The 19,527-nt window shown below is 41.0% G+C and carries 21 protein-coding genes; 11 read left to right on the top strand and 10 right to left on the bottom strand.

What is annotated here, in order from left to right; translation table 11 throughout:
• From AC1RM2_RS34230 to AC1RM2_RS34210, 5 genes are all read left to right on the top strand, one after another.
• Nucleotides 1-433: hypothetical protein (locus AC1RM2_RS34230; protein ID WP_492989608.1), on the top strand; the 433-nt coding region annotated here is incomplete at its 5' end.
• A gap of 75 nt (nucleotides 434-508) precedes the next feature.
• Nucleotides 509-691: a hypothetical protein gene (locus AC1RM2_RS34225; protein WP_492989607.1), complete on the top strand. Its 183-nt coding sequence runs from the start codon at nucleotides 509-511 to the stop codon at nucleotides 689-691.
• Between the two features lie 2 nt (nucleotides 692-693).
• Entirely contained in the window at nucleotides 694-945 is a 252-nt protein-coding gene (locus AC1RM2_RS34220; RefSeq protein ID WP_492989606.1) for a hypothetical protein, read from the top strand.
• A 14-nt stretch (nucleotides 946-959) separates the two neighbouring features.
• Nucleotides 960-1,304: a hypothetical protein gene (locus AC1RM2_RS34215; protein ID WP_492989605.1), complete on the top strand. Its 345-nt coding sequence runs from the start codon at nucleotides 960-962 to the stop codon at nucleotides 1,302-1,304.
• 68 nt (nucleotides 1,305-1,372) lie between these two features.
• Complete coding sequence (locus tag AC1RM2_RS34210) at nucleotides 1,373-1,741, top strand: glycosyltransferase family 4 protein (RefSeq protein WP_492989604.1); 369 nt, start codon at nucleotides 1,373-1,375, stop codon at nucleotides 1,739-1,741.
• A 55-nt stretch (nucleotides 1,742-1,796) separates the two neighbouring features.
• Here the strand turns inward: AC1RM2_RS34210 and AC1RM2_RS34205 are convergent, their stop codons facing one another.
• From AC1RM2_RS34205 to AC1RM2_RS34190, 4 genes are all read right to left on the bottom strand, one after another.
• Nucleotides 1,797-2,510 (bottom strand): glycosyltransferase family 4 protein, encoded by a 714-nt coding sequence (locus AC1RM2_RS34205; RefSeq protein WP_492989603.1) that lies wholly within the window; start codon nucleotides 2,508-2,510, stop codon nucleotides 1,797-1,799.
• The gene (locus AC1RM2_RS34200) at nucleotides 2,426-2,854 is read right to left on the bottom strand and encodes a hypothetical protein (protein WP_492989602.1); all 429 of its coding nucleotides are present in this window, start codon (nucleotides 2,852-2,854) and stop codon (nucleotides 2,426-2,428) included. Before AC1RM2_RS34200 ends, AC1RM2_RS34205 begins: the two co-directional genes overlap by 85 nt.
• The gene (locus AC1RM2_RS34195) at nucleotides 2,847-4,523 is read right to left on the bottom strand and encodes an ATP-binding cassette domain-containing protein (protein ID WP_492989601.1); all 1,677 of its coding nucleotides are present in this window, start codon (nucleotides 4,521-4,523) and stop codon (nucleotides 2,847-2,849) included. Before AC1RM2_RS34195 ends, AC1RM2_RS34200 begins: the two co-directional genes overlap by 8 nt.
• A 158-nt stretch (nucleotides 4,524-4,681) precedes the next feature.
• Nucleotides 4,682-5,215 carry an OmpA family protein gene (locus AC1RM2_RS34190; RefSeq protein WP_492989600.1) on the bottom strand — a complete coding sequence of 178 codons (534 nt, stop codon included), beginning with the start codon at nucleotides 5,213-5,215 and terminating at the stop codon, nucleotides 4,682-4,684.
• Nucleotides 5,216-5,536: 321 nt separating this feature from the next.
• Between AC1RM2_RS34190 and AC1RM2_RS34185 the strand changes: the two genes are divergently transcribed.
• A complete protein-coding gene (locus AC1RM2_RS34185) occupies nucleotides 5,537-6,547 on the top strand; it encodes a fatty acid desaturase (RefSeq protein WP_492989599.1) in 1,011 nt (336 codons plus the stop codon).
• 361 nt (nucleotides 6,548-6,908) lie between these two features.
• On the opposite strand, the gene AC1RM2_RS34180 is transcribed toward AC1RM2_RS34185, so the two are convergent.
• From AC1RM2_RS34180 to AC1RM2_RS34170, 3 genes are all read right to left on the bottom strand, one after another.
• Entirely contained in the window at nucleotides 6,909-7,274 is a 366-nt protein-coding gene (locus tag AC1RM2_RS34180; RefSeq protein WP_492989598.1) for a hypothetical protein, read from the bottom strand.
• A gap of 427 nt (nucleotides 7,275-7,701) precedes the next feature.
• On the bottom strand, nucleotides 7,702-8,595 hold the full coding sequence (locus AC1RM2_RS34175) for an SAM hydrolase/SAM-dependent halogenase family protein (protein WP_492989597.1): 894 nt from the start codon (nucleotides 8,593-8,595) through the stop codon (nucleotides 7,702-7,704).
• A 215-nt stretch (nucleotides 8,596-8,810) separates the two neighbouring features.
• Nucleotides 8,811-9,251, bottom strand: coding sequence for an Hsp20/alpha crystallin family protein (locus tag AC1RM2_RS34170; RefSeq protein ID WP_492989596.1), 441 nt, complete (start codon nucleotides 9,249-9,251; stop codon nucleotides 8,811-8,813).
• Between the two features lie 136 nt (nucleotides 9,252-9,387).
• On the opposite strand from AC1RM2_RS34170, the gene AC1RM2_RS34165 reads away from it, so the two are divergent.
• Nucleotides 9,388-9,834: an acyl-CoA thioesterase gene (locus AC1RM2_RS34165; protein WP_492989595.1), complete on the top strand. Its 447-nt coding sequence runs from the start codon at nucleotides 9,388-9,390 to the stop codon at nucleotides 9,832-9,834.
• Between the two features lie 115 nt (nucleotides 9,835-9,949).
• Nucleotides 9,950-11,413, top strand: a complete 1,464-nt coding sequence (locus AC1RM2_RS34160) for a rhomboid family intramembrane serine protease (RefSeq protein ID WP_492989594.1) — start codon at nucleotides 9,950-9,952, stop codon at nucleotides 11,411-11,413.
• A 58-nt stretch (nucleotides 11,414-11,471) separates the two neighbouring features.
• On the opposite strand, the gene AC1RM2_RS34155 is transcribed toward AC1RM2_RS34160, so the two are convergent.
• Nucleotides 11,472-12,869, bottom strand: a complete 1,398-nt coding sequence (locus tag AC1RM2_RS34155) for an FAD-binding oxidoreductase (RefSeq protein ID WP_492989593.1) — start codon at nucleotides 12,867-12,869, stop codon at nucleotides 11,472-11,474.
• 1 nt (nucleotide 12,870) lies between these two features.
• Nucleotides 12,871-13,230: a dihydroneopterin aldolase gene (gene folB / locus AC1RM2_RS34150; RefSeq protein ID WP_492989592.1), complete on the bottom strand. Its 360-nt coding sequence runs from the start codon at nucleotides 13,228-13,230 to the stop codon at nucleotides 12,871-12,873.
• Between the two features lie 319 nt (nucleotides 13,231-13,549).
• On the opposite strand from folB, the gene AC1RM2_RS34145 reads away from it, so the two are divergent.
• The 3 genes from AC1RM2_RS34145 to AC1RM2_RS34135 all read left to right on the top strand — a co-directional run bounded on the left by AC1RM2_RS34145 (nucleotide 13,550) and on the right by AC1RM2_RS34135 (nucleotide 19,252).
• The gene (locus AC1RM2_RS34145) at nucleotides 13,550-14,731 is read left to right on the top strand and encodes an acyl-CoA dehydrogenase family protein (RefSeq protein ID WP_492989591.1); all 1,182 of its coding nucleotides are present in this window, start codon (nucleotides 13,550-13,552) and stop codon (nucleotides 14,729-14,731) included.
• Nucleotides 14,732-14,810: 79 nt separating this feature from the next.
• A complete protein-coding gene (locus AC1RM2_RS34140; RefSeq protein ID WP_492989590.1) occupies nucleotides 14,811-16,928 on the top strand; it encodes a tetratricopeptide repeat-containing sensor histidine kinase in 2,118 nt (705 codons plus the stop codon).
• Between the two features lie 362 nt (nucleotides 16,929-17,290).
• Entirely contained in the window at nucleotides 17,291-19,252 is a 1,962-nt protein-coding gene (locus tag AC1RM2_RS34135; protein WP_492989589.1) for a tetratricopeptide repeat-containing sensor histidine kinase, read from the top strand.
• On the opposite strand, the gene AC1RM2_RS34130 is transcribed toward AC1RM2_RS34135, so the two are convergent.
• Nucleotides 19,224-19,527: family 1 glycosylhydrolase (locus AC1RM2_RS34130; protein ID WP_492989588.1), on the bottom strand; the 304-nt coding region annotated here is incomplete at its 5' end. The two genes, AC1RM2_RS34135 and AC1RM2_RS34130, sit on opposite strands and share 29 nt — an antisense overlap.

Genomic DNA, 19,527 nt, shown 5'->3' with positions numbered 1-19,527 from the left:
AGTTATCCATACAGGTGAAGGATCAGATGAACTGGCCTCGCGCGAAATAGATGAACTGATTAGCTGGGAATATAAATTTGGCCGCCCCCTGGTTGGCATACACGCTGTAGCCATGAGCAAGCAACAGGCCCCGTATTTTAAGGCTTTAGTATGGTGCCCGGAGTCGAACTTTTACTTGTTGAACAAAACGGCAGAAATTCATAAATTAAAGCCGTTTGCCGATATTCTTTTTGGAACCGACTCTACCCTTACCGGCAGTTGGAATATATGGGACCACATCAGCATGGCACGTAATATCGGTATGCTAAGCGACCAGGAACTATATCAATCGCTCAACAAAACGGCCGCAAAAGCCTGGAATATGAATACCGGCGAAGTTATTGCCGGCAAAATACGCCGACCTGGTTATCGCGAAAGCAGACAGTGCCAATGACTATAATGACGTTTTTTTTTGCTACCCGGCTGGTTGATATCCAAATGGTGATTCACCGGGGAAACATCCGGCTGTTTGACCAGGACCTGGTTTATTGCATTAGCAGGTGGATTAAAGGGAAAATCCTTTAGTTTGATAAAGGTGGATGGTGCCTATAAATATGTTGAAGGAGATATCGGGGAGTTAATGGCCTCCATTCAATCGTACTTGCCGGGTGTTGTTTTCCCGGTTACCTTTATACAACATCAAATTATCTAAAATTGATAAAACTGGTTGACCTTGTTTACTATTCGCATTTAAACTATACCCGGCCACAGGACGTAACAGAAAAACATGCCCCGGCGCTGGCCTTTGCTCCCTACCTTAAGAATAAGCTTGATTTTACATTTGTAAAGCACGCCGCTTTTGAGCAGCATGTGGTGATGGATACGATACCCTATTATTTTTTTAAGGGCAATAACAGATTTCTGGTCGATAACCATAAAAACGCATCGCTTTATAAAAAAAACTGAAGCCCGATATCGTAATGGTACAAGGCCTGGTATTCCCATTACAGGTAATGTTTTTAAGATTGCTTTGCGGCAACAAGTTTAAGCTGATCATACAGCATCATGGCGAACTACCTTCAGGGGGATTAAAAGGCCGGCTGCAAAAGATGGCCTGCACTATAACGGATGCATTCCTTTTTACGTCGGCCGGCAATGCGGATACCTGGAAACAAAAAGGCATTATAAACCCTGATGCCCGGATATTTGAGTTATTAGAAGCTTCTACAGCCTTTAAACCCGTTGATAAAGAGCTTGCTAAGGAAGCATACCGGGGTTACCGGCGATGCAAACTTTATCTGGGTGGGCCACCTAAATGCAAATAAAGACCCTTTAACCGTTTTAAAAAGGTTTCCGGGATTACCTGCCTGCAAACCCGGGTGCAAAATTGTACATGATTTACCAAAGTGAAGTACTTTTAAGCGATATAGAAGAGCTGATAACGTCTTCCGCCCAACTACGGGATGCCGTTATTTTAGTAGGCGAAGTTGCAAATAACGATTTGCCTTATTGGTTTAGTGCAGCAGATTTTTATATATCGGGCAGCCATAAAGAAGGCAGCGGCTATGCTTTGTTAGAGGCTATGGCCTGCGGTTGTATCCCCATTGTTACCACCATCCCATCTTATCAAAAAATCACAGTCAACGGTCAGTATGGTTTTTTATATCCTGCAGGTGATGCCAATGCTTTGGGTCAAACTCTTAAAGCGCTTGAGGGCACAGACTGGCAAAAGCTTTCGGCAGCTGTTTTTAAATCATTTTAACAAAAAACTAAGCTTTAAAACCATAGCCGATGACCTGGTTGATATTTGCCATCAATTAACCGATAAATAAGCCGGTAACACGGGCCGCTATCTCTTCGGTAGTGTATATCAGCACGGGCTCATGTTTCAGTTGCTTATCATTCAACATTGCTTTGATAATAACCGGCAGGTCTTCAGCATTGCCGGGAACGTGATGCTGTGTGGGCCTTACATTCATTCCGTTAACCAGGCTCACCACCTGGCAGCCCGCATATAAGGCCTCGCTTAAAACAGTACTATAACCCTCATAAGCCGATGTATGCAAAAATATTTTCGAACGCTGCATCATCGCCAACACCTCCGGGTGCGGTAATTCACCTTTTAATTCGATGTTATTTTCCAGCCCAAGCTTATTTATTTGTTTTCTCAATTTTTCCATTTCCGGGCCTTTACCACATATTACCGTTTTTAATTCCGGAAATTCAGCAACCAGGCTTTTTATAATATTTACAAAAAGGCCATATTGTTTAAGCGGGATGAGCGAGCCTGCACCCACAATGTCGATATCCCGGTCAACCACCCCGGCACCAAAAAGCGTTACATCAATACCTGTAGGGATAACATGCGCCGGCTGAATACCATAGTTTATCCTGAACTCCCTGGCCAAAAAATCGGATATCGCTATTACCGAGCTACCCTCGGGTTTTATCCGGTTAACATACTCATTACCGGCTTTTGCATCCTGCCCAAGCAACCACGGATAATGTGGTAAACCGTATTTTTTTTGCAAAGCGGTTGCCAATAAAGGCGCACTCCCCCATCCCAAAAGCTTAATAAACCCACAAGTTTGTACCCGGCATTCAGTTCTTTTAAGTTTTGCCATACCCGCCGCCAGGTTATCAGCCTGAAAAGCTGCCCCTTGCCCTTACCTGCTATCGCAATAACCTCAACCCCGTGCCAGTAATACCGGGATGCTGTAAAAGGGTATTGAAAGCTAATTACGATGATATGTAAGAGTGGATTGTGCTGTTTTAAAGCTTTTACAAAAATCTGCATAGGCGGTAAACATGTGGTATCGTTACCGTTTGCGGGGAAGCCCGGGGTTAATATGACCAATGCTTCAGGCTTATTCATTTATTAAGGGGATTATTTTGTTGCAATGCTTCAGGCTTGCAATGTTGTGTGTTATAAAAAATATGATCTTACCCTGGGCTGTTAATTGCTTTAGCTGGATAAGGATCGCTTCTTCGGCCTGCTGATCCATTTCGCCAAACGGTTCGTCCATGATCAGTACATCAAAGTCGTGGTACAGCGCCCTTGCCAGGGCTATGCGCTGTCTTTGCCCGCCGCTTAGGTTTTTGCCGTTTTCGCGTACTATTTTATTTATGCCTTCGGGATAGCCGGATAGTAAGGTGGCAAGCCCGCAAAAAGATATCGCCTCATCCAGTTTTATGGTATCATATTCCTGGTCGTCAGTAAGCGTAATGTTTTTGAGGATGGTATCGTGAATAAAATAGTTTTGTTGTTTTACATAAGCTATTTTTTTCCAGTACTGCTGTCTTTTACGGGTATCCGCTTGTTTTCCGTCTATATAAATATAACCCGATTGAGGCGTTAAAAAACCAAGCAGTAAATTAATGACGGTTGTTTTGCCCCGGCCGGAGGCTGCCGATAAGCCAACAAAATCGCCCGCGCAAATATCGAAGCTGATGCCGGATATTACTGGTTGGTCTGCGTAACTAAAATAAACATTGTGAAAACGGATAGAACTGATAGGTTCAGCAATATTAAGCATACCCGCTTTTGGCAACGTGCCGGGTTCTTTTACAGCAAGCAAATCATTAAGGGTAAATTCATAGGTTTTTATTTGCCCCATACTATTGAGGATTTTAATAATACCGGGAATGATTTTGTAGGCAGCTGTAATAAAAACGCCAATGGTAAGCACATCAACTACTGCCCCACGTACAGCCCATTTATTGACCAGCACAAGGATAAAAAAACCAAAAATGGCAAAAATCTCCACCAATCTTGCTGGCAGCCCCTGCAGTGTTTGTTGCGTTGCTATATTGTTATTAAGCTGCTGCTGGTAATCGGCGTATCTATCGGCCAGGAATGTGTGCTTGTTGTAAATGTTGCTTTCTATGAAACCGGCTAACGACTCCTGTAAATATTGAATGCTTTTTTCGCTTGCAATTTTTGTTTGTTCGCGCACCTGTTTCGATTTCCGTTTGATAAAATAGGCAAGGATAATTATGGGCGGTAACAACACCAGCAGCAATAAAAAAAACAGCAATGGCTGGTAAATCAATATGGCGCCAATGGTAAATAAAATGAGCAGGCTTTGCGATATAATTTGCTGTACATTATTGAGGATGTAATGGCTAAATTCGATAGGCTGCTGGCTTACCCGGCGGATGTGTACAGATGAATCGACATTGACAAATTTGATATACTCATCTTTAAGATAATGAAGGATATTCCTTTTCGACAAGCGCGATGCTACCCCGTAAAAAAAATGATGCTGAAACCGGGTAATGAGGTAGCCCAGCCAGTTTTTGCCGCAATACAGCAACATAAATATACCGATTGGCAGTATAGATTGCTGTTTAAGCCAGCTTAGCTGTAATAAATGATGTTGAACTGGAGTGCCCGAGGTGTAAAGCCCGATAATGATGAGCAGGGCTCCTAAAAAGGCAATATCAAGCACGCTGATAAACAGATCGAGCAGGATGAGCCTGTACAACCTGTTTTTTTCGGTTACGCTAAGCAGCGAAAGTATTCCCTTAAAAATGTGTTTCAAAATGCCGTAATGACAAAGTCTTTTAGTACTTCATCATTACGGCACAGGGCGCATAATGGTTGCCCGTTATGTTAAGTCTTGAGTCCTAAGTCTGAAATCCCAAGTCAATAATAACATTTGACTCTTCAAACTCAGAACACAAGACTCATAACTCACTACTACTGCACAAGTTTAATCTCCACCCTCCGGTTCAAAACACGGCCTTCTTCGGTTGTGTTATCGGCAATGGGTTTGCTTTCGCCGAAACCCTTAACCGAAAGGTTATCTGTACTGATGCCACTGTTTACAAGATAAGTTTTAACCGAGTTGGCGCGTTGGATTGATAATTCCATATTACGTTCGTCGGTGCCTTCTGCAGATGAGTTGCCATTTAAAACAAACTTTACAGATGCGTCTTTTTTCATTTCGATAACGGCCTGGTCAAGCGCCTGGTACGACGCTGTTTTTAACACAGCCGAATTAAATTCAAATTGGATGTTGGTAAAATTATAGTTTGGTTTTGCAGGTGCTGGTGGCGGTGTGGGCGCAGGAGCAGCGGCAGCCGGCGGTGTTGGCTTCGGTGCCGGCGCGTACATTTTCTCAGTTTCAACAGGAGCAGGTTTTTCTGCTAATTTCTTGGCTTTACAAGCCGGGAAAGTAATGGCCATTAAAGCGATAAGCGATAAAAATAAAGGGGCTTTTAAAAACTTCATAGTTGGTTTTGATTTTTCGGTAAACATAAAAAAATATTCGCCACATGGCTTCAATACCCGTATGGCATTATTAAAAAAAGGAATTAAATGACAATTTGTTTAGCATGCACATTATCCTTAACTGCCAGTTAGAACGGGAAATTGCCGGGATAAGTATTATTAAGTTAAGGCTCCTTATATATTACCCCAATGTTTATTACGAATTAACCGAGGTGCTTTTATTAACAATTAAGTATTTATACGCAGCAAAATACCGTACCACTACCGGGAATAATCTAAGGTCAATTATGTTATTTAGCAGTAATCCTAAAACACATCAACATGAAAACCGATACTCCTTTTGAACCAATTGAAACACCGGATATACATTTTTTGCGCCGGATAGAAGTATTAAAGAAACACCCCGAAGTAAAACAATTAATGGGTTATGATCCCTGGGCAGCGGTACTTACTTTTTTTATTGTGGCAGGGCAAATTAGTTTTGCGTGGGGTGTTAGTGTCTGGTTTCCTTCGTTTGGGACTTATTGGTGGCAAATTATCCTGCTGTCATACGTGGTGGGCGGTACCATGAACCATTGGTCGGCCATGGCGGTGCATGAAATGGCACATAACCTGATGCTGAAAACGCCTGCGCAAAATAAAGCGCTGGCCATATTTGCCAATATACCGGTTTTGGTACCGGGGGCTATCGCTTTTCGTACACACCATATGAAGCATCACTCCCACTTAGGTATCGAAGATGTTGATAACGATTTCCCGAGCCATTGGGAAGTAAAAATGGTAGGAAAGTCCGGTATCCGTAAATTTATATGGCTGTTTTTTTACATTTTTTTCCTGTTTTTGGTAAGGGGATTTGATACTAAACCAACCAAATGGGAATGGGCCAACATCATCACATTGATTATCACCGATGCGCTGATCTTTGTGTTTTTAGGGAAGATTGCCATCATTTACCTTTTCTTATCCACCTTATGGGGATTCAGCCTGCACCCTGCGGCCGGGCATTTTATTCACGAGCATTTTATATTTGAAGAAGGACAGGAAACCAACTCATACTACGGCTGGCTCAACTGGGTTTGCTTTAACGTCGGTTACCATAACGAACATCACGATATTATGAACATACCGGGCCGTTTTTTGCCTAAGTATTATAAAATTACCAAAGAGTTTTACCAGCACCTGGATTCGACCCACTCCTGGACCCGAATGTTTTATGATTTTATTACCAAGCCCAATTTAGGCGCCGATAAACGTTACGTGCGTACAGAACAAGTCAGGAAGCAGGGAATAAAAATAGCCGAAGAAATGAAGCGAAGCCGGGAGATGGCGTAGTGGTGAATGGATTTTTCGATCTAAACCCAGACAGCAAACTTTTCGATTTGGCATTAGGGTTTATTTGGGGTTCTCTTCCGAAGGAGCAAACATATAATCTACCACCAACATAAACGCTATCTTTGATTTATGGATAAAGATTATATAAAGGATCATAGAAAGAATAGCTTCACACAATGGGCATATTCCATACAAAGAATTGATTTACTAATAGTTTCAATTAGCGGTGCTGGCATATACCTCTTTCTTTGGAAACTTTAAAATACTCCATTGAACATCATTATAGCAATAACGTTTTATTAAAGATATGTGGAGTAGTATTCATTTACACAAGACAAAAAAATCTTAATGACAATAGCTTTTAACTAAAATCGACATCTATTGCATCAATTTGTTTTTTCTTGATTTCATCCTGGTATCCCTTTATCTCCTTGGCTATTTCTTTCTTTCTGGCTGCTGTAGTAGTGGGATTATTGCTTTCTGTTTCCAAATCATCGATCCACCCTTGATGGATTTTAATGACCTTTTTGCATTTATATCTTTTGTAGTAAGTTTTTACAGCGGTACTTAATAATAGAATTACAAATGGAGTTGCAGGTACTACTATAACTCTAAGGTTCTCGTTTTTTATGGTTTGAACGACAGCTATACAAAGAGAGGTAAATGTTGTGATTAGGGTGGCTTTAGAACGACTTGAAACTATATCGCCGGATGGCGTATTCTTCATTTCATGAATTCTAATAATTTTTTACTTTGCTCCCTATTATAAGTCTTGGAAAACGTAATAGTCTCCCCTGTCTTCTTCTTAATTGTAATATTTTTAGAATTCCTAATTCTTAAAATTATATTTATAATAGTAGCAATGGCTATCACTGCCGATACAAGGGCAATAGCCAAAGATATAGTTGTGGAGTTGACAGTCATATGTATGTGGTTACTTAGTATAATTCACTGTGTTACAAATATACACAATTATAAAATTGTTTTTATAATCGCATCAATAACTTTGAAAGTTAGTAAAAGTATAGAAACGCCCAGGTCATCATTAACTCAAAAAAGAGCAAATAATTTGCCGATAATCTCCTCCGGTTGGAGAAATTTTAACTGCTCTTTTTCAAGTCCTCCCTACCGGGGAGGATTTAGGCGGGGCTTCGCTACTTCCTGCTCACCACCACACTCCAATCGCTTCCGCTGCCAATTTTATAAACATCGGCAAAACTGCCCTGGTTTAAAGCAAAAGACAATTGCATTAAGCTATTCATGTACGCCAAAGGCTTGCCTTTAGCCACTTCGCCGAATGTATCGCTATATGGAGCATCGCCCTCAAATTTCTTTTCGTTATTTTGATAAATCACCAGGTGAAGGATATCTCCTACTTTAACGTTCAGTTGTTTTACCAGGTCGTCGCCAATATTTGTCCACAGGTTACCATATTGAATATCAAGGATATCGATAGTTCCTTTTAGGGTTCCGCCTTCCAATACTGCTTTTTGATACGGAATTTTCACCACTTGCTTAGGTAGTTCGGGGCCAACTTGTTCATAAGTAATAACGCCGGCCGCCAGGCGTGCAGCTGTGTATGCATATACATCGCGACCATGAAAGGTGTATGATTTTTCGGATCCTTTACGGCGGTTGCGGGCCTCATCAATTTGCCTGATCTCGGCTATTCCCAGCGATTCCGCTATCAGCGTCAAGGTGCCATTATCCGGCGTTACAATATACTGACCTGTTTTGGTTTTAAGCACAACAGATTTACGGGTAGTACCCACACCGGGATCAACTACCGAGACAAATACCGTACCTGCTGGCCAGTAGTTTACGGTTTGATAGAGGCGGTATGATGCTTCCCAGATATTATAGGCCGGAATTTCATGTGTGAGGTCATAAAGTTTTAAATCGGCAGAAACACCGGTTGCAACACCCTTCATGGCCGATACGGCGCCATCTTTTACCCCAAAATCAGATTGAAAAACCACAATTTTGTTTTGGGCATGGGATAAATAAGCGACAGAAATTAAAAGAATGGTAAGTAGTTTTTTGATCATGTTAAAAAAATTATTGGTAACCCGGCGACGTGTCTTATTCTGATGGCGCGTTTGCAGGTACACGCTTTGGCAAATGAGCGACTATCGCACAGCGTAAAATACAATAAAATATTAAAACCAGCGCAAATGCAGGCAGCTCAAAAAGCAAAAAAAGACCGCCCCTTGCGGGAACGGCCTTCAAACCAAACTAACTACTTTATGAAAACAGTCTTTAATTATTTTACAGCTATTTCTCTCGATTGAAATTTAGCTTCTTCTTTTTTGGTAATGGTCAAAGTCAGGATACCATCGGTATAGTCTGCTTCGATTTTTGAATGATCGGCACTTTCGGGCAAGGTAAATGACCTGCTGAAAGAATTATAGCTGTATTCGCGTTTGCTGAATTTTTTACCTTCTTCAACGGTTTCAGTTTTCTTTTCAGACGAAACGGTTAATACGTTTTTATCTAAACTGATCTTCAAATCTTCTTTCTTCAAGCCGGGTACAGCCAATTCAACGTGGAATTCATTTTCAGTTTCGCTAATGTTTACAGCAGGTATACGAGCTACCAATTTGTCGCCAATAAACGAATCGTTTAAAATTGAATCGAATACATCGTTAAAAAATGGGCCTCTCGCGTTGTTTTTTAATCCGTTGTTAAATTTTACTAAAGTCATGATATGTATTATTTATAAGTTTTTGTTTTTGTTAACTTCGTGAAGTATTAATCAACTGTTATACCAACAGGGAAAATCAATAATTTAAATGACATTTTGTCACTATTAAAGATTTTTTACAGACAAAATGACACAAATGGCCGAAAAACTCACAGATTACAAATTCAAAACTGACATACCTATCCGTTTTTCAGATATTGATTCTTTAGGACACGTTAACAACGCCGTATATTTAACTTACTTTGAGATAGCGCGTACCAACTATTGGAAGGACGCCATAGGGTGGGATTGGAATAATGCAGGCATTATTATAGGCCGATCAGAAATTAATTATCTAAAGCAGATCACCGTTCAGGATAAAATAGCTTGCTACGTGCGCACCATTCGCATAGGTAACAGTAGCTTTGATGTGATGCACGTTTTAGTAAAAGTAACCCCGCAGGGCGAAGAAATTGTAACAACCGGCAAAACCGTTTGTATTAGCTATGACTACGCAGCCAACAAATCGGTATCCATCCCACCGGATGAACGCAGGAGCATGATTGCATACGATGAGCCGAGGTTGATATTGAATACGAATTAATGTGCAGATTATAGATGTGCATATGAAGCACTTCATATTAGGACAAAAACCGATGCATGAATAAATAGCAGAATAATGCATAAGCTTTATTACAACTAAACCTTAAATAATTAATATGGCCGTAGGATTTACACCAAAATACATTGAAGAATATGCGCTTGATCATTTATCACCTGAGCATTTCCTGGCAATAGCCAACGAAGCGGTTAAAGAACTAACCTGGCAAGTGAACTACATAAGCCAAACAGGCCTTATAGCCTACACAGACAATGGTGTATTTGGCTGGAACGCAACTATCCGTATTGCCATAGAAAACGATGTGGCTACGCTAAAAAGTTCATCGGCAGGCAACGAAATGATTGATTTTGGCCGTAATAAAAAGCGGGTATTGGAACTTGTTGATGAATTAAATGCGGCCAGAAACAAGTATAGCAACGAAGAACTTGACGCAAAGTATCACGAACTAAAGACCGGGTTCCCTCCCGCCGAAGAAGATTATCTGCAACAGCCACCGGCTACAACTGCCGATCATATCAACAGCTTCCTTTCTATATTTAAACCTACTACTGGTTATTTCGTAACCCCCATACTGGTTATTGCCAATATATTGGTATTTGTATTAATGGCCATAAAGGGCGTAGGTGTTTTGATGCCAGAAAATAAAGATCTGCTTGATTGGGGTGCCGATTTTGGCCCATATACCTTGAACGGGCAATGGTGGCGTTTACTTAGCAGTGCATTTTTACACGCCGGTATTATGCATTTGCTATTCAATATGTATGCCTTGGTTTATATAGGCTTGTTGTTAGAGCCGTACCTGGGCAAGCTAAGATTTATCACAGCATATATACTAACAGCTTTAACAGCAAGTATGACCAGTTTATGGTGGCATCCCGAAACGATTAGCGTTGGGGCTTCGGGGGCTATCTTTGGCATGTATGGTGTTTTCCTGGCAATGCTTACCACCAATTTAATTGAAAAATCCACCCGTAAAGCATTACTTACCAGCATAGCCATATTTGTGGGCTATAACTTACTTTATGGCGTTAAAGATGGAATTGACAATGCTGCACATATTGGTGGCCTGGCCGGCGGTTTAATAATTGGTTATTGTCTTATCGTCAGCCTAAAGAAACCAACCGACAATCGTTTGAATTATACCATCTGCGGAATATTAGCTGCGGTTATTATAGTTACCTGCGGATGGTTATATAAAAATACACCAAATGATTTAGGGCAGTACGATGCGTATATAAAGGAGTTTTCGGACAACGAAGTGAACGCCCTTGAAGTTTATAAATTGAAGAACGCGTCAAACCCGCAATTACTCACCTCTATTAAAAATGGCATTAATTACTGGGACAGGGACGTGAAAATATTAGATAAAATTGATAAGCTTAAACTTCCCGATGCGGCAAAATCAACCAACAAAAAACTACGTCAATACCTTGATCTACGTATTAAAAGCTATGAAGTGCTTTATAAAGGCATTAGCGAGAACACAGATAAGTACAAAACCGATATTGAAAATTACAATCGTCAAATTCAACTCAGCCTTGATGATATCAAAGGTAAATAAACTGTCTTAATGGGATGAGAATTTGAATAACCCATCGCTGTATATTCAAATTCTCAAATTAAAATATCTTCCCCGGATTTAAAATTCCTTTCGGATCAAACACGCTCTTGATGCCTCGCCAAAGGGCAAAATGAACCTCAGAGTACTTTATCGGCATAAAATCCTTCTGAACAAGGCCGATGCCATGCTCACCGGATAACGTGCCCCCCAGCCCTACGGTAAGTTCGAAAATCTCTTTGATGCCGAATTTGAGTTTACTGTTCCAGTCCTCATCGCTCATGTTGGCTTTAATAATATTTACATGAAGGTTTCCATCACCAGCGTGGCCATAACAAACTGATTCAAAGCCATATTTAGTACCTATTTCTTTTATTCCTTTAATCAGCTGGGGCAGTTCGGCGCGGGGCACTACGGTATCTTCTTCTTTATAAACCGAGTTTGATTTTACTGATACAGCCATAGTCCGGCGCAGCCGCCAAAGCTCCTCTTTTTGTGCTGATGAATCGGCAAAGAGTACATCTTTGCAATCATATGCTTCCAAAACAGCATTTATCTTCTCACAATCGGTAAAAATCACGTCCTGGTTATTACCATCTACTTCAATCAGCAAAAAAGCCTGGATATCGTCCTGTAAATCAAAGGCGATATCATCATGTTCTTTCACCCACTCCACTCCTCTCCGTTCCATAAACTCCAATGCTGATGGTACAATACCGGCACGAAATATGGCAGAAACAGCTGCGCAGGCAGCTTCATTAGTAGCAAATGAGGCCAGCATCAAGGCGTCCAACGTTGGCAAGGGAATCAGCTTCACTACAATTTTGGTAATAATACCCAGCGTACCTTCCGACCCGATGAACAACTGGGTCAGGTTATAACCCGATGCGTACTTAAGCGTATTTGCCCCTGTCCAGATAATTTCTCCTGACGGTAAAACTACCTGCAGGTTCAATACATATTCGCGGATGGTACCATATTTAACCACCCTTGGCCCACCCGAGCCATGGGATACGTTGCCGCCTATAAAGCAACTTCCTTTACTCGCCGGATCAACCGGGTAAAGCAAGCCTTTGACAGCGGCCTGGTTCATAAACTCTTCGGTAATAACACCTGGCTCAACCGTTGCCTGTAAATTAGCCTCATCAATCTGCAGTACTTTATTAAAGCGTTCCATCGCTATCAGCAAACCGCCTTTAATGGCCAGTGCACCACCACTTAAACCCGTGCCCGCTCCCCGCGGCGTAACAGGGATCATGTTTTCGCTGCAAAGTTTCATCAATGCCGAAACTTCCCCGGGCGTTTGTGGCCGGGCAACCACTTCGGGGTAGTAAACCAGGTCTTCAGTTTCGTCGTGGCTATATTTTTCAAGCTCGTCATGCTGATTGATAACATTGCCCACGCCAACAATAGCTATGATGGCATCTAATACCAAGGGTGTTATTCTATTGTATTCCATTTTACTGCTTGTTATAGTTAACTGTAACAGCCGAGTGGGCAACCTTACCCAACAACGGTGGGTTTAATTTTTTTATTTCTACCCGGATGCTTTCCACGTAAGGGTATTTTCTTTTTATTCTGTCTAAAATAGCTTGTGCCACGGTTTCTATCAGTTTGCGGGAATGTTTCATTTCCTCGCAAGCCATATAATATACCTTTTCGTAATCAACGGTGTGTTTAAGTTCGTCGTCGGCTGGTTCAGTCTGGGGGATAAAATCAACTGTGATATCTACCAGGAAACGGCAGCCTATTTTTTGTTCTTCGGGATAAAATCCATGGTATGCAAAAAATTCTGCACCATGCAGGGCAATAGTAGTCATGTTTCAAAAGTAGCAGATTTTGTTGGTTTATAAATTGATTTATTTTGCCAAAAAACTGTTTAAAAGTTGAAATTTATTGTCTAAGAACCGGGTTTATTTATACAGTATTTAACATTGCGATTTACCAAAACGATAATATAAAATACATAGGTATTTTTAGTTAGACTTTTTTTGAAAAAATAAAATCCGTCAAAAACCATGTTTAAACAATCTAAACATAGTTTTTGGTATAAAGTGGCCTCCGGTATCCAAAAACAGCGATTTTGACGTTGTTTTGTCCACTTTAAATGCCATATATTTGCCCACCAAGTATAACATTATGGCTAAAACAGATCTGTACGAATCGCCCGATTATTATCAATTAGATGAACTGCTTACCGAAGAACATAAGCTTATCCGCTCGTCGGTACGCGATTGGGTAAAAAAGGAATTAAGCCCTATAATTGAAGACTATGCCCAAAAGGCAGAGTTCCCGATGCAGCTGGTAAATGGTCTTGCCGAAATTGGCGCATTTGGCCCAACAATACCGGTTGAGTACGGTGGTGCAGGGTTGGATTATATGGCTTATGGCATCATTATGCAGGAAATTGAGCGCGGCGATTCAGGCATCCGGTCGGCATCATCTGTGCAGGGCTCATTGGTAATGTACCCTATTTATGCCTACGGCTCTGAAGAACAACGTAAAAAATACCTGCCCCGCTTAGCATCCGGCGAAATCATGGGCTGTTTTGGGCTCACAGAGCCAGATCACGGATCAAACCCTGGCGGGATGACCACCAATATTAAAGACGCCGGCGATCACTATATACTGAACGGCGCCAAAATGTGGATTTCCAATGCTCCATTTGCTGATATTGCCGTTGTATGGGCGCGTGACGAGGACAAGAAAGTACGCGGACTGATAGTTGAGCGCGGTATGGAGGGCTTTACTACCCCTACAACGCATAACAAATGGTCGTTAAGGGCTTCGGCCACCGGCGAATTGGTTTTTGATAATGTTAAAGTACCTAAGGAAAACTTACTACCAAATGTAGTAGGCTTAAAAGGTCCGCTTGGCTGCCTTAACCAGGCCCGTTACGGCATTGCCTGGGGCGCACTTGGCGCAGCTATGGATTGCTATGATACCGCTTTAAGATACGCTAAACAACGTATTCAGTTTGGTAAACCTATAGCAGCTTTCCAGCTTCAGCAAAAAAAACTGGCCGAAATGATAACCGAGATAACTAAGGCCCAGTTGCTGGTTTGGCGTTTAGGAGTACTTAAAAACGAAAACAGGGCCACTGCCGCTCAAATTTCAATGGCCAAGCGTAACAGTGTAGAAACCGCTATTAATATAGCCCGCGAAGCCCGGCAAATGCTTGGGGGCATGGGCATAACCGGCGAATACCCTATTATGCGGCATATGATGAACCTTGAATCGGTAATTACCTATGAAGGGACACATGACATTCATTTACTGATAACCGGCATGGATATTACCGGCGAGGATGCCTTTAAATAGCAAAGCAGCAATTATTTAAGTGCCGAGGTATAGTATTGGCGTTTTCCAAAACACTATATTTGTTGCTGCTTTAAACTTAATGTCTTCGATTAAACCTATTGTTCACTGCGGCAAAAGTTATATGTGTAATGTTATTTTATGCATAGCTTTTTTTTGTGCCTCACTTTTTGGGGCTTGTAGCTATAATAATAAAGATGATGGTAATTATTCGAAACAATTTAAGGCCATTTTTGATACAGTTAGCAACTACCGCCAGCTAACAAAGCATTCCGCGGGTATCCGGTACCTCGATTCAGCTTTTAAGCAAATAAAAAAACCTTTTATAAATGACAGGTTCCGTTTTTACGGTTTTCATTTTCTGTACCAAAGGAAAGTTGCCCATAACTCGAAAAAAGCCCTTGCCTATGCAGACAGCATGCTGGCTATGGCAAAACAAAGTGTTACCAGGCACCAATATCAGCTTAATTATGCCGAGGCTAACTTTGCCATGGGCGATGCCTTTTTTGACCTTTCGCAATTCAGTAATGCCTATAAATGTTTTTACCAGGGGTATTATATAGGGAAGAGGCTGGTTAATAATCAAATACTGTCTGAATATACTTACCGGATGGGAATGGTAACCTTTAAACAGGCACACTACCTTGACGCAGCCGGTTATTTTAAACTGAGCTATAACCAAAGCTGGGCGTTTAAAGACGATTTTAAGGCCTTTTATCAACGACAGGAGGTGCTTGATGATATTGGCGAAAGTTATAAAAACGCAGGAAAAACAGATAGCGCATCCGTTTACTTCAAAAAAGCGCTTGAATATATCAATAGCAACAATGCACGATTTAGCAACCTGGCCGGCATGTTGGAGACTGCCCGCGGCGTAGTTTATGGCAACCAAGGGGATATGGCTTTAATGACCGGCGATTATGAGCAGGCCGAGCAAATGCTCAAAAGCAGCATCGCCATAAATTTTAAAAAAGGAAACGATAACAAAGACGCTCAATTAACCGAAATTAAGCTGGCGCGGATGTACCTGAAACTGAACAGGCAAAATGATATGTACCTGTTGCTCAAAAATCTGCGTGCTCAACTGGATAGCCTGCCTAATAGCGATGCCGAAACCAGTTGGAATTACCTGATGAGTAAATATTGTCAGCAAAAAAATGATAGCACGGGGGCCCTCCTCTATTTAAAAAAGTATTCGGCCCAAAAAGATTCATTGGTAAAATTAGACAATTCGCTTAAGCGCACAGATGTAACAACCCAGCAGGCTAATTACGACAAGCAAAGCGAGATTGACAGCCTGAAAGATTACAATAAGCGGCAGCTGATATTTATCTATCTTGCTATTTTATTATGCATCATGGCTGTAATAATCATATTCCTGATTTTCAGAAACATGAAACAATCCAAAAGAGACGTACTGGCTATCAAGGTACTAAATGACCAGATAAATTATCAAAAGAAAAATCTGGTGAATACCTTAAATGAATTGCATAGCGGCAGCCGGGAAAAAGACCGTATCTTAAGAACTGTGGCCCATGACCTCAGGAATCCACTTGGCGGCATCGCCGCCCTTTCGGCAGCCATGATTGAGGATAATTACGCGCCAGATCAGCAGGAAATGCTCAATCTCATCAAAGAAACTTCGTACAATTCGCTTGAACTTATTAATGAGATATTAGAAGCCGCCAACTCGGGTACAGCTCCTCTTAAAAAAGAATGGGTTGATATCAATTCACTGACAGCCAGCAGTGTGGAGTTATTGCGTTTTAAGGCTGCTGATAAACATCAGTCGATAAACCTCAACCTGCCCCCAAGCCCCGCCCAGGTGTTCATAAGCCGCGAAAAAATATGGCGCGTTATCAGTAACCTGGTTACCAATGCCATAAAATTCAGCCATGGTGGCAGCAGTATTACAGTGGGCGTTAAAAATTACGAAGATGGTGTCAAAATTATAGTAAAAGATAGCGGAATAGGCATCCCCGACAAATTGAAACAACAGGTTTTTAATATGTTTACTGATGCCAAACGGGTTGGCACGGCCGGCGAAAAATCATTTGGGCTCGGCCTGTCTATCTGCCAGCAAATTGTAGAAAAACACCATGGCCGTATCTGGCTGGAAAGCACTGTGGGCGAAGGCACAACTTTTTATGTATTCCTGCCTTTTGAGGATAAAGAAACCGGATTAAACACCGTTTCCTGAAATACCAGGATGTCTATTAGTGTTACGTTAATCATGAAATGACGGATAGTCCTAAGTCGAAAGTTTTAAGTTCTAAGTCAAAAAAGAATAAATTGGGCTTTTGACTTAAGACTTAGTACTATTAACTTAACATTAGTCACTTTTATCACCAATAAATTAAATGTAAAAATGCTGCGCTGAAATATTTTATTTAAGTTTAACGAGTATTTTATATACCTAACCAGTCCCTGGGGTAACTGAATTTAATGTTTGAGTCAAAAAGCACAATCCAAAACCGGTTTTACAGTATATTGCTGTTGAATCTTTTTCTCATCTACGTCGCCATTGCTTTTTTTTCCTGCAACAAATCAACAAATACTTTGTTGTCTTCAAAAGCATTTAATAAGGTGCTCGACTCGGCAAACCGCATGAGCGATAATGGTAAAAAAAACCTTGCATTGCATTATCTCGACTCAGCATATCAGCATTCAAAAAATCTCGATTTACTTCAAACTTACAGCTACTATAGGTTTAACTATGATTATTTTTATTATAGCAAGCCTGATAAAAACAAAGCTATGTTATATGCCGATAGCATGCTTAATCTGTTTGATACGCCCTATAAAAAGCAAAAATACACTACAGAATACGGTCAGTCGTTTTTTTACAAAGGCGATGTTTTATTTGATCAAAACAAATATAACGAGGCCTATGCAAACTTCTATCGTGGCAAAGTAATTGGAAGTGATGGCTTGGATGAATGTGTATTAAGCGACTATAGTTACCGGATGGGAATGATTATGTTCCGCCAGGAGCATTACCGGGTAGCCGCCGCATACTTTAAAAACAGCGCCAGAGAAGGTGCCGCTTGTTCAGATAATTTTGGCAGCTTTTACCGTGTACAGGAATTAACAGACAATGCGGGCTTAAGTTACAGCGCGATAAATATGACTGATAGCGCTCTTTTTTTTTATGACAAAACGCTCAAATACATTAATACTCACCGGGCATTATACCGTAACAGGCAGGAAATGCTTGACGTAGCCAGTGGTGTTGTATACGGCAACCAGGCCAATGTTTATATCAGCCTAAAAAATTATAGCCAAGCCAAAACCTTATTAAAAAAGAGCATTGGAATTAATTTGCGAAAAGGCAATGATAACCAGGATGCCCAATATACCGAATTAAAGCTGGCTGCTGTTTATAATACTTTAAACCAAACAGACTCGTTGATTGATATTTTAAACGTCATTAAAAAGCAGTTTGAATACTTAAGTCAGCAAGATGCCAGGGCGGATTGGAATAACTTGATGGCTGAATATTTTGCAAAAAAGAACAAACAGGACGAAGCCCTCAAATATTTTATAAAATACGATGCTTTAAAAGACTCCATTAACCAAAAAAGCAAATTACTAAAGGAAGCCGACATTGCCGAACAGATAAAACGCCTGGAAAAGGATAATGAATTTGACCGGCTTAAGAAAAACAACCACCAGCAAAACATTTACCTTAATGTAACCGTGGTTTTTGTTGTAATGCTGGTTATGATCATATCGCTGATATTTCTGAACTGGCAAAAATCAAAAAAGAACATTGAAACCCTGGGCGGGTTAAACCATCAGATAAACGACCAGAACACTCATCTTGAATCAGCCCTGAACGAGCTTAAATTAAACGGTCAAGAAAAAGACAGAATTTTGCGTACGGTAGCACATGACCTTCGCAACCCTATTGGCGGTATTGCTTCGTTAACTACCGCTATGGAAGAAGACGATTATACGGACGAACAGCGCGAAATGCTCAATTTGATAAAAGAAACCTCATTTAATTCATTAGAACTGATAAACGAAATATTAGAAGCTACCAATACCGTGAACGCGGAGTTGAACACAGAGCCGGTTGAGATTAACTCCTTGCTCACCAACAGCGTGGAACTGCTTCGCTTTAAAGCCGCAGAAAAAAATCAGGTCATCAGCCTCGGGTTATTAGCTAAACCGGTTGAGCTAATAATAAACCGCGAAAAAATATGGCGCGTTATAAGTAATTTGATCAGTAATGCCATTAAATTTAGTCCGGCAGGGGCCATTGTGTTGGTTAAAGCCGAAGAATTTGAAAATGAAGTACAAATCTCGGTAAAAGACAATGGTATCGGAATTCCCGATAAGCTTAAAAGCCAGGTCTTCAATATGTTTACCGATGCTAAACGTCCGGGAACCGAGGGCGAAAAATCGTTCGGGCTGGGGCTTTCCATATGTCAGCAGATTATCGAAAGGCATAATGGGCGTATTTGGTTTGAAAGCGATACCGAAAATGGTACTACATTCCACTTTTCGCTTCCAAAGTAAGCTCTTCTTGTTTGACAGGCTTTTTCAAAAAACCGGCAAACCATTTACCCGATGCCTTTATAATCCGCTTTTGTGTAGTATGGTCTACATGGATTAAGCCAAAGCGCGGGTGATATCCTTCGGCCCATTCAAAATTATCGGTAAGCGTCCAAACAAAATAGCCGTTAACGTTACAGCCTTCATTTTTTGCTTTCAAAACCTGGCTCAAATAATCCTGTAAGTACTGTAAGCGCTTAGGATCGTTCACTTCGCCGTCAGTAACCTCATCGGGAAAA

The organism is Mucilaginibacter sp. GW822-FHT03E02 (assembly GCF_058801545.1).
The sequence above is the reverse complement of the archived record's forward strand: the minus strand, read 5'-3'. Positions and strand labels throughout refer to the sequence as shown.

Excerpts from the sequence above, each read along its gene's own strand:
- AC1RM2_RS34215 (WP_492989605.1), top strand. The coding sequence starts at position 960 with ATGGTACAAGGCCTGGTATTCCCATTACAGGTAATGTTTTTAAGATTG.
- AC1RM2_RS34210 (WP_492989604.1), top strand. The coding sequence starts at position 1,373 with ATGATTTACCAAAGTGAAGTACTTTTAAGCGATATAGAAGAGCTGATA.
- AC1RM2_RS34200 (WP_492989602.1), bottom strand. The coding sequence starts at position 2,854 with ATGAATAAGCCTGAAGCATTGGTCATATTAACCCCGGGCTTCCCCGCA.
- AC1RM2_RS34190 (WP_492989600.1), bottom strand. The coding sequence starts at position 5,215 with ATGAAGTTTTTAAAAGCCCCTTTATTTTTATCGCTTATCGCTTTAATG.
- AC1RM2_RS34185 (WP_492989599.1), top strand. The coding sequence starts at position 5,537 with ATGAAAACCGATACTCCTTTTGAACCAATTGAAACACCGGATATACAT.
- AC1RM2_RS34180 (WP_492989598.1), bottom strand. The coding sequence starts at position 7,274 with ATGAAGAATACGCCATCCGGCGATATAGTTTCAAGTCGTTCTAAAGCC.
- AC1RM2_RS34175 (WP_492989597.1), bottom strand. The coding sequence starts at position 8,595 with ATGATCAAAAAACTACTTACCATTCTTTTAATTTCTGTCGCTTATTTA.
- AC1RM2_RS34170 (WP_492989596.1), bottom strand. The coding sequence starts at position 9,251 with ATGACTTTAGTAAAATTTAACAACGGATTAAAAAACAACGCGAGAGGC.
- AC1RM2_RS34165 (WP_492989595.1), top strand. The coding sequence starts at position 9,388 with ATGGCCGAAAAACTCACAGATTACAAATTCAAAACTGACATACCTATC.
- AC1RM2_RS34160 (WP_492989594.1), top strand. The coding sequence starts at position 9,950 with ATGGCCGTAGGATTTACACCAAAATACATTGAAGAATATGCGCTTGAT.
- AC1RM2_RS34155 (WP_492989593.1), bottom strand. The coding sequence starts at position 12,869 with ATGGAATACAATAGAATAACACCCTTGGTATTAGATGCCATCATAGCT.
- folB (WP_492989592.1), bottom strand. The coding sequence starts at position 13,230 with ATGACTACTATTGCCCTGCATGGTGCAGAATTTTTTGCATACCATGGA.
- AC1RM2_RS34145 (WP_492989591.1), top strand. The coding sequence starts at position 13,550 with ATGGCTAAAACAGATCTGTACGAATCGCCCGATTATTATCAATTAGAT.
- AC1RM2_RS34140 (WP_492989590.1), top strand. The coding sequence starts at position 14,811 with ATGTCTTCGATTAAACCTATTGTTCACTGCGGCAAAAGTTATATGTGT.